The organism is Mesorhizobium sp. M4A.F.Ca.ET.050.02.1.1, from assembly GCF_003997725.1.
Lineage (GTDB): Bacteria > Pseudomonadota > Alphaproteobacteria > Rhizobiales > Rhizobiaceae > Mesorhizobium.
In genome coordinates this window covers 1-2028 of record NZ_RZSG01000964.1, presented here as the reverse complement: position 1 = coordinate 2028, position 2028 = coordinate 1, and the positions used below count along the sequence as shown (strand labels likewise).

The window sequence follows — 2028 nt, the reverse complement described above, 5'->3', positions numbered from 1 at the left end:
CCGCAGGCCGACACGGTCCGCGTCGAGGAGATGATCAACTACTTCCCCTATGACTGGAAGGGACCGGAAGCGGCCTCGACGCCGTTCAACTCGACCGTCAGCGTCATGCCGACGCCGTGGAACGAGCACACCAAGCTGATGCACGTCGCCATCAAGGGTTTCGACGTCAAGCCGACCGAGCAGCCCAAGGCCAACCTGGTGTTCCTGATCGACGTGTCGGGTTCGATGAACGAGCAGGACAAGCTGCCGTTGTTGCAGTCGGCCTTCCGCCTGCTGGTCAGCAAGCTCAAGCCCGACGACACCGTCTCGATTGTCACCTATGCGGGCGACGCCGGCACGGTGCTGATGCCGACCAAGGTCGCCGAGAAGGACAAGATCCTGTCGGCCATCGATCATCTGCAGCCTGGCGGCTCGACGGCGGGCGAGGCGGGTATCCGGGAAGCTTACAAGCTTGCCCAGCAATCCTTCGTCAAGGATGGCGTCAACCGTGTGATGCTCGCCACAGACGGCGACTTCAATGTCGGCCAGACAGATGACGACGACCTGAAGCGGTTGATCGAGCAGGAGCGCAAGACCGGCGTCTTCCTGTCGGTGTTCGGTTTCGGACGGGGCAATCTGAACGACCAGATGATGCAGACCATCGCGCAGAACGGCAACGGCACCGCCGCCTATATCGATACGCTCGCCGAGGCCGAGAAGGTCCTGGTCGAGGACGCGTCCTCGACGCTGTTCACCATCGCCAAGGACGTCAAGATCCAGGTCGAGTTCAATCCGGACAAGGTCTCGGAATACCGGCTGATCGGCTATGAGACCCGCGCGCTCAACCGCGAGGATTTCAACAACGACCGCGTCGATGCCGGCGATATCGGTTCCGGCCATTCGGTGACCGCGATCTACGAGATCACACCGAAGGGCAGCGGCGGCGAGCAGATTGACCCGCTGCGCTACGGCCAGGCGACGGTCAACAATGGCGGCGTCGCCAATGCCGACGAATATGCCTTCGTCAAGATCCGCTACAAGCTGCCCAACGAGGACACCTCGAAGCTGATCACCACGCCGGTGACATCGGCCAACGAGGTCCAGTCCTTCGACCAGGCCGGCACCGATCAGCGCTTCTCGGTCGCGGTCGCCGCGTTCGGCCAGAAGCTGCGCGACGAGGATGCGACCGCGAAGTTCGGTTACGACAAGATCATGGAGATTGCCACCGCCGCCCGAGGAGCCGATCCGTTTGGCTACAGGTCGGAATTCTTGTCGCTTGTGCGCCTTGCCTCGGCGCTGGGCGGTAACCGGTAGTGGCAATAACGGCCGGCTCCTTTCAGACGGGATCGTTCTGATACGGGGGAGCCGGCCTACGGGCGGGTGAGGCAGGCCGGCAAGGAAAACCTTGCCGGCCTTTTTTTGAGGATCTGTCGAGATTCAGGCAAGGCGGCCTGCAAACGTCGTCGTCCTGCGCTTGCGGTGCTCACGCGCGGTTCTCAGACCTCCCAGTTTGTTCGCTTCGCGCCCGTCTTCGACTCCGGCTCGGCCTGACCTGAATCTAAACAGATTCCAAACCCGGCTCCCGATTTCGGCAGATCGTTAAATTGCGTGGTTTTTCGGGAAGATGATCGCAATCCCCTCTTGTTACGAAGAGCTAATAGACAGGCTTGTGGGGGGCCAAAGTTGCAGATCAGGTTCATCGCGAATTCGACGCCAGCGGCAAGGAACGCGCAGGCGCCGGGAGCGACCGTTTCACCGACGCCATCGGCGGAATCCCGACGCATCAAGAGCGATGTCGATGCCGCCCGCACCACCGCGATGTCGGCCCTCAACAACGACCGCTTCCGCGTCATGCTGGAGCAGATCAGCGATCCCGGCGCATCCGGCGCATTGGTGACGATGGGCAGCGACGCCGGCAGCACCACCGACATCAAGACAGCACTGTCGCGCTACGCCGAAAACAGCGAATAGCCGAAACGGCCGATTGGTTCAGGCCCGCCCGCGACGGCGTTCGCGGCGAGCTTCGCTGGTCTCGGCGGTGGTTGGGGT

2 protein-coding genes are annotated in these 2028 nt (G+C 62.2%); both read left to right on the top strand.

Annotation, left to right across the window (positions count from 1 at the left end; genetic code table 11):
• Positions 1 to 1293 (top strand): von Willebrand factor type A domain-containing protein (locus EOA33_RS33705; RefSeq protein ID WP_127407580.1); only part of this gene is annotated, 1293 nt, incomplete at its 5' end.
• Between the two features lie 369 nt (positions 1294 to 1662).
• The gene (locus tag EOA33_RS33700) at positions 1663 to 1950 is read left to right on the top strand and encodes a hypothetical protein (RefSeq protein ID WP_126054107.1); all 288 of its coding nucleotides are present in this window, start codon (positions 1663 to 1665) and stop codon (positions 1948 to 1950) included.
• Positions 1951 to 2028: the final 78 nt, after the last annotated feature.